The 6,840-nt window shown below is 56.3% G+C and carries 9 protein-coding genes and 1 pseudogene; 9 read left to right on the top strand and 1 reads right to left on the bottom strand.

All coding sequences use genetic code 11. The features are described 5' to 3' along the window. Positions 1 to 514: 514 nt before the first annotated feature. The 7 genes and pseudogenes from AB4Z24_RS22040 to AB4Z24_RS22010 form a co-directional block, all read left to right on the top strand. Positions 515 to 835 (top strand): annotated as a pseudogene (locus AB4Z24_RS22040) (SOS response-associated peptidase family protein); the annotation flags it as partial. A 336-nt stretch (positions 836 to 1,171) separates the two neighbouring features. Next, positions 1,172 to 1,909: an outer membrane protein gene (locus AB4Z24_RS22035; protein ID WP_441711729.1), complete on the top strand. Its 738-nt coding sequence runs from the start codon at positions 1,172 to 1,174 to the stop codon at positions 1,907 to 1,909. A gap of 384 nt (positions 1,910 to 2,293) precedes the next feature. Then, positions 2,294 to 2,506 (top strand): YodC family protein, encoded by a 213-nt coding sequence (locus tag AB4Z24_RS22030; RefSeq protein ID WP_441711727.1) that lies wholly within the window; start codon positions 2,294 to 2,296, stop codon positions 2,504 to 2,506. A 97-nt stretch (positions 2,507 to 2,603) separates the two neighbouring features. Further along, positions 2,604 to 2,987, top strand: coding sequence for a DUF2513 domain-containing protein (locus tag AB4Z24_RS22025; protein ID WP_441711725.1), 384 nt, complete (start codon positions 2,604 to 2,606; stop codon positions 2,985 to 2,987). A 49-nt stretch (positions 2,988 to 3,036) separates the two neighbouring features. Further along, complete coding sequence (locus AB4Z24_RS22020; RefSeq protein ID WP_441711723.1) at positions 3,037 to 3,318, top strand: BrnT family toxin; 282 nt, start codon at positions 3,037 to 3,039, stop codon at positions 3,316 to 3,318. Beyond that, positions 3,305 to 3,628: a helix-turn-helix domain-containing protein gene (locus tag AB4Z24_RS22015; protein WP_441711721.1), complete on the top strand. Its 324-nt coding sequence runs from the start codon at positions 3,305 to 3,307 to the stop codon at positions 3,626 to 3,628. The genes AB4Z24_RS22020 and AB4Z24_RS22015 overlap by 14 nt, the downstream gene beginning before the upstream one ends. 3 nt (positions 3,629 to 3,631) lie before the next feature. After that, the gene (locus AB4Z24_RS22010; RefSeq protein WP_441711719.1) at positions 3,632 to 4,216 is read left to right on the top strand and encodes a hypothetical protein; all 585 of its coding nucleotides are present in this window, start codon (positions 3,632 to 3,634) and stop codon (positions 4,214 to 4,216) included. Between the two features lie 33 nt (positions 4,217 to 4,249). Here the strand turns inward: AB4Z24_RS22010 and AB4Z24_RS22005 are convergent, their stop codons facing one another. After that, positions 4,250 to 4,609, bottom strand: a complete 360-nt coding sequence (locus AB4Z24_RS22005; RefSeq protein WP_441711717.1) for a hypothetical protein — start codon at positions 4,607 to 4,609, stop codon at positions 4,250 to 4,252. 953 nt (positions 4,610 to 5,562) lie between these two features. On the opposite strand from AB4Z24_RS22005, the gene AB4Z24_RS22000 reads away from it, so the two are divergent. Together AB4Z24_RS22000 and AB4Z24_RS21995 are read left to right on the top strand one after the other, a co-directional pair. Then, positions 5,563 to 5,841, top strand: coding sequence for a hypothetical protein (locus AB4Z24_RS22000; RefSeq protein WP_441711715.1), 279 nt, complete (start codon positions 5,563 to 5,565; stop codon positions 5,839 to 5,841). Between the two features lie 63 nt (positions 5,842 to 5,904). Beyond that, positions 5,905 to 6,588, top strand: coding sequence for a hypothetical protein (locus AB4Z24_RS21995; RefSeq protein WP_441711713.1), 684 nt, complete (start codon positions 5,905 to 5,907; stop codon positions 6,586 to 6,588). Positions 6,589 to 6,840: the final 252 nt, after the last annotated feature.

Here is a 6,840-nt window from a genome sequence, read left to right as displayed (position 1 = left end):
TTCACCGCACCGATAAGGCGCCAGGCCGATGGCAAGAGGCGGTGCTGATCGACAAGAAGGGAAAGGACCGCCGATAGACCGGCCCGCCAGCGAGCGTCGCCATTTCCCACCCCGAAATTGAATTCAAACTGAGACACTACCAAGCTGAGGATCGTCGTCGTTTGAACCGAAAATATCGGTCGAGCGGGTGATCCTCATTGGCTATGCCAAAGATCCCCTCGATCTGTGAAAAAGTGAGGGGACCATATGATCACGCTCTCCACCGCCACAATGGCATGCGCTTTTGCGTACGGCGTCGTCTGCTTTATCGCGAAGTGTCTCGAAATATATCGCAACTGGCCGCGTCGGCGGCCGTCTCGGTGGAGATGTTCTCTATGTGCGGTAAGTTTACACAAATGGCATCGTGGAGAGACGTCCACGCTTTCTCCCAGCCGCTTGTCGAGACAGATAGCGAAGTCGTCTCAACGCCGATGCGCTTCGCAAACATCATTCGACTGAACGAAGCGGGCAATGGGTCATCACGCCGAACAACGGAAAGCCGATTGCTATTGCTGTGATCTGCGAGAAATGGACGAACGGCGACGAAACGCTAGATACTTTCATTCAAGTGACGACGTCAGCCAACGTGCTGATTTCAAAAATCACAGACCGAATGCCAGCTATTTTGCAGCTGGAAAATTGGGCGGCGTGGCTTGGGGAAACGCAGGCTTCTTTGGCTGAAGTGAAGTCGGCTCTTCGCACGTACGATGACGGCGGCAACTGGACGACCACCGAGCAGGAACCCGCGAGGAAGGCGAAGCCTAAGAAGGATGAGGGGCAGGCGGGGTCGTTTTAAACCAATTGGCAGCGCGCCAACGATCGCTCAAGGCATTCCGCACAAGGAAGCCGATGCGAACACTGAAAGTTCTAGCAGGATCGTGGCCTGCGCAGCGCCAGCATTCTCCTTAGGCGCGGAACAACTTCACCCCATGACGACATTTCGTGACTGAAGACGTGCAAATTATCCTAGTGGCGGCACCGTGCCGTTTCAGACCTTAATCCCCAAGAACGTTCTGCGGCGCAACCGTTGCACTTTCGCAACGTCACATTTTTCCGGATTGTCCGTGGTCTGATTGTATTAATAATCAGTTAATAACATGTGGATTGCTTGTTCAGCGTATTGCGGGGTTCCATGTTGCGTAAAGCTTTCCTAGTGGCGGCATCGATGCTGCCCGCGTTGGCCTTTGGCTGTCTCTCGGCATCGGCTGGCGACTACTATCATGGTAGTTTGAAAGACGGCCCAATCGAGCAAGTTGATCGATGGACCGGCCTCTATATCGGCGGCGTTGGGACGTACGATTGGACTAACATCGACTACCCCGATTTGCCTTCCTACAATCCGAACAACGGAAAAAGCGGCCCTCCGCGACCCAAACTGGGTGACGGTCTCGGGGGTGTCACTTTCGGCTACAATCATCAATTTGGACGCATCGTGGTCGGCATCGAAGGTGACTATTCGTGGGGCAACTTAGGCGTCACCGAACACGACGGCAATTACCTCACCGAAACCTTCAACGTCAGCGCCATCGCAACTGTTCGCGGACGATTGGGCGTCGTTGTCGGTAACTTCTTACCGTTCATCACGGCAGGTGCAGCGTTTGAGCAAATGGAATGGGGCACCCAATGTCCAGCTGGTGCCGCATTCGGAACCTGCAAAAAGACAGGCGCTTTCGATCTTCGCGATAATCAATGGAATACAGGCTACGTTGCGGGCGGCGGCGTCGAGTGGGCCGCAACCGAGAAGATCAGCCTGAAGATTGAAGGTCTATATACCAACTACGGCCGCGAAACCTACAACGTCGGCACCGGTCCGTTTGATCTGACAAATGATGAAGCGTTACTGAGAGTGGGATTGAACTTGCACTATTGAGGTTCAGTCGAGGGCGCTCAAGAAGCGGCTCATCTTGGCAGCAATAATGCAGTCGACATATTGAACCGCGAAGTCGCCAACCTCGGCAGTTGTCGGCGGATTGTGGCGTGTCATCTATGAGCGAGACGGAAGTCAGAAGGTCCTCGAACGCAGGCTGATCGGCGTTTTCTTTTTTGAAATCGAAAAGCCGGACGGGTCGATCGCACTGCGCTTCCACGGGCTGAAAGCCATCCGCAGTCTGATCGATAAGGTTTATGAACAATGGCCCGGGCTCGCGCGATAACGTGCCGAGGATTTGCAAGGCTGTCGCCTACCTATACTCACGGGACGAATCGCTTCATCGTTGGCAGTCAACATGGTGAGACTGCCAAAGGATTTTTAGGAATGAATGTTGGAGATAAAGTGCGCCTCAAGTCGGGGGGGGCGCAGATGACAGTTGCTGCTGTAGATTCGCAAAATGTCGATTGCATCTGGTTTGATGGTTTGCAGCATAAGCGTGCCTTCTTTCCGTTCGCCACGATCGAGCTTTCCCCGGATTTCTCCGTCATGAACCCGGATAACGCAGAGTACGATCCGCTTGAGCAGTGGCGGAGCTGAGGCCTACGATATTTCCGTAAGTTTCAAGTGTCGCCCGTTCAGATCAACGAGTATTCATCGGGTGCTCACCTAATCGGCTCCGCGATGGAGGCTCACTATGAAGCGAGACGACGAGTTGGTGCGTACGATCGTTCTCAAAGTTGAGGAGCTGGGCGATAGCCCAAATGCCGCGATTAACAACTTTCGTATTGATGGAGCATCTGACGAGGCAGTGGACTACCACGTCTGGCTTCTCGGAGACGCGGGCTATATGCGCGTCAGATCTTTTGCAACAACGCAAAGAACATATTCCATTCCCTGTTGTCTGACCGCCGCTGGCCATGATTTCGCAAACTCCATCCGAGACGACAGAGTTTGGAGATCCACGATGGAAGCGGCACGCGAGAGCCGGGCCGCGACATTGAAGATGCTCGGTGAAATCGCCAAGGCCTTCGTCCGGCAGAAGATCAAAGAAAAGACGGGCCTTGATCTGATCGACTAGGGTCGGCAATTCCCCTGGACTACGGAATCTCCGTATTATATAATTGAGCATGCAGTTCGACTGGGACCCAGCAAAAGCCAAGGCCAACCTTGCAAAGCACGGGATCTCATTCGAACAGGCGACGAAGGTCTTCGATGACCCATTTGCCCTTGAGCTTGACGATGATTACTTCAGCGAGGAGCGCTACCGCCTGATCGGATACTCCGGTCAGCATCTATTGCTCCTGGTCGTCTACACTGAACGCGAGGGTGTTTCGGGTAAGCCCATCACGCGTCTGATTTCAGCCCGACGAGCGACCCGTGAAGAGCGGAAGCGATATGAAAAAGGCTAGAAAGACGATTGATCGGAAGGGTCCGCGTTCCGATGCACAAATCGAGGCAGCCGCGATGAGCGATCCGGATGCGCAGCCTTCGAGCGCGGCATCATTGCGAAAGGCGCGGCGCGTCCCGGAAGTGAAACGGCTCCGGTGGCAGCTCGAACTAACGCAAGATGCGTTCGCCGAGCGGTACGGCATCCCCGTCGCAACGGTGCGCGATTGGGAGCAAGGCCGATCGTCGCCAGATGCGACGGCGCGGAGTTTCCTTCGTGCGATCGCGAAGGGGCCGAAGCAGATCGCAAAATTGCTCGAAGCGGCGGAGTGATGAATGGAATACGATTTGAATTTGCAAACGCTAAAGCGGTACCTCGAAACGGTTCCTAACGGTGACATTCCTGGCGACCGCAAGAGTCAACTGGAGGTGTTGGTCGCCCAGACATGGGACAGCTTATCGACAGATGACACGACCAACATGCGCCCCGAGAAGCTCATCGGTCGAATGGAAGACCCGAGGTGGGAGCGGCCAAACCTCTACTTCGCGATTGAACGCCATGGTCAGACGGTGAACGGCTCGACTCGGGCAACAGTGTATACTTGGCGCATTGATCTTGAGATGGGGCAGGCGATCGTCGTCGGGGAGAAGCGAAGGCAGCTTTATGCGACAGACGAGCGGCTCGACGTTAAACCGATAGCAAAGAGTTTAGCCGAGGCGATCGTCGGTGGGGCGTCGGACGCCCGTCTGAAACGCGCTAAGGATGGCTCTGTTCGCGTGATGACAAACAACATAATTCCAATGACGAATAAGCAGACCACGGCAGGCCGACGCAAACGCCTGCGGGTCGAACTCGACGGGCTTCTGAAACAGCACGGCTGGGGCGCAGTTCGCCCCAACGTATATAAATCAGGGAGCTAACGCCCTGGGCTTGGCGACATTCGCCTTTGGCTGCTAAGCCCCCAAAAGCCATCGGAAGTGGCGACGTACCGGTCTCTGGTCGCGGCGCGCTCCATTATTCGTCAGCTCGGCAATCAGCCGACGGACGTGAGCATCCCTGCTGTTGCTGACCAGATACTCGGCGTAGATTCGCCGACGATCTTTCGTACCACTCAAGCTAGCCCAAAGCGCGTTGTCGATCGCCATGGCGTATACCTCTCTCGCGCGCTGAGAATTGAAACGATTTCGTTCGAGCTGGCCAATGAGATATTCGGTGGCCTCGGCAAGCTTCAGCCGACCAATAGGAGATTCCAGTCCGCGTCGCAGAAGGTAGGCAATATGCGGGGCGTAGCTCTCCTGCGCTGCTGTGCTCATGCCTTGCGCCCACGCGACGTAAGTTGACTGCCGCGACCTTGTATATATCCGCTGAGCCCAATCGTCCGAGGTGATCGAGCGTGCACAGAACAAGAGCGGTGGATAAATAGCACCAGCACGGCAGCCTGTTTGACTTCCGTTCGACAAGCTGGCACGATTCAAATGTCACACGCGAGCCGGCTTCTCCCGCCAGCGATCCAGCCAAATGCCAGTGTCCTACGAGACCAGAGCCACGCGCCTGCATCCAAGTGGAGCCGTGTTGACCGGCCGACGAGCCGTTCAAGGCAAGGTATGGGGCCCATCACTCGTGCACGGGTGGTGGGCCTGTCCTTGTCCGTTTGAGGATAGCGTGCTCACTCCAGTCGACATTCGGACTGCAAATGGTTCGAAAACGCTCCTACTAGCGACTTCCCAATATGAAGAGTTTCGATGCGACCCCGAGGGGTACGCTGCGCGCCATTTCGGACTGTCGACTCCCGATTACCGAGAATGGATCGAACTCGGTGGACGCGCATATTGCGGCGCCGCAACGTCAAAAAGGCAAATGTGCCGAGCTTGCATCAAGGCGACAAGAACACCGGATGAGTGGAAAAAGCTTCACCGCAATGAATACTGTGCGGCTCACCGGCACGCGCCCTTCTGACTGGAACGCCGACTCACGCTACCAGACTCTGTCGGGAGACAGAAGCAGTGGGCTGATGCTGGCGCCGGTCTCGGCATCATGATCAATATTTTGTTTTGGGCCGCCGGTGCCGTTGTCTTCGGCGCGCTCAAGTATTTCACGCGCGGCAAGAAAATTATCGTTGAGACGACAACGAGTAAACCAGCCAGCGGTTGATTTCAGTCGGGGCGCTTTTTCTAACCGCCCTTGTTAAGATTGCATCTCACTTCAACGGCTCGCCGTTCACCGGTTCAGCCGCGACAAACGTTAGCGCAAGCCCAGCGGCGGCCGCTTGCGCCTTCAACCACACGCGCCCGAAGAGGCAGCTCTCCGAGACCGTCGCACATTCCCGGTGACACCCGGAATGCGGCGGCGGCCCGCACTTGGCGATGATGTCCTTGTAGCCGACGCAGCGTCCGTCGGCATCGCGATAACCTGGACCGCCCTTACAGCCACAACCACGGCAGTACGTAGAGCACGCGTGCCCCTTCACAAGCGGAGCTATCTTTTGAAGAAGCTCGGTAGTGATCAGTGGGCAGACGTGTTGATGGTCCTCATCGTCGGCGCCTGAACTCTTCGGACCGCTGTTCCCCCGATGCCTTTCAAGTCGGTAGCAACGCCGAAGACGGAGTTCATGGGCCGAAGCAAATGGGCACAGGCTGTGAAAGCTGTGCAAAAACCCGTTTTTGCGATGTTGCCGTTGAAGCCGTTAAACAGGCAGCTCGTATTCGCTCTTGCCATGAGACTTCAGTATGCAGCGATGGGCGTCGCGAGAGCCCGGCGTGCGCGTGAGCGGATCATTCGCATGGGCAGGACGCCGAACGGTCATCCATTATGGACTGAGCGGGAGGACGACGTCGTCCGGGCGCTTTACCCTGACTACAAAGCCCTGCGCCGAAAGCTGAGGCGACGGACATACTATGCACTGAGAGCGCGTGCGCGGACACTTGATCTCGTCACGCGGCGGCATGTCTGGCTGGCAATCGAGGTCTCGCGCCTTCGGCGTCTTTATCCACAGGCAAGCCGAGAAGAACTCCTGGCCGCGTTCCCGGACGTTACCTGGGAGAAGATCAAGGCCAAGGCGCAGCACGTCGGCATTCACCGCGCGCGCAGGAAACTGATGACGACCGGACATCCGTTGATCGACCTCATTCGTGATCGTGCCTTTGATCTCAAACTCTCCATGGTCGATCTCGATGCGATGGCGGGCACTCGACGATATTTTCAGAAGGCGGGATGGTATAATGGTAATTTCAACCGCAAGGCCCTGCTTCGCGCCGTCGAAGCCCTCGGCGGCGAGGTCTCGGTCCGCTGGTAATAGCCTTGATCTCGCGAACGTGTGGGCGGCCTATGCCGCCTATTGAACTGGAGCAGTTCGTGTCCGCCCGGCTCCAGAGCGACCAACTCAATCTGTCCGGTAATATCCTGATGGAGGACTTCGGACCCGCGTAGCAGTATCATTGGTTTTCCAAAAGGAGACCATCATGGTCTATCTCAACTCCAGCGCCATCCGCGCTGTCGCTCAAGGGATCTTGACGCCATCGAGACGCTTGGCCCCGATGGATGCATT

The organism is Hyphomicrobium sp. 2TAF46 (assembly GCF_052114865.1).
In the GTDB taxonomy this organism is placed as follows: domain Bacteria; phylum Pseudomonadota; class Alphaproteobacteria; order Rhizobiales; family Hyphomicrobiaceae; genus Hyphomicrobium_B.
This window is presented reverse-complemented; position numbering and strand designations above follow the sequence as displayed.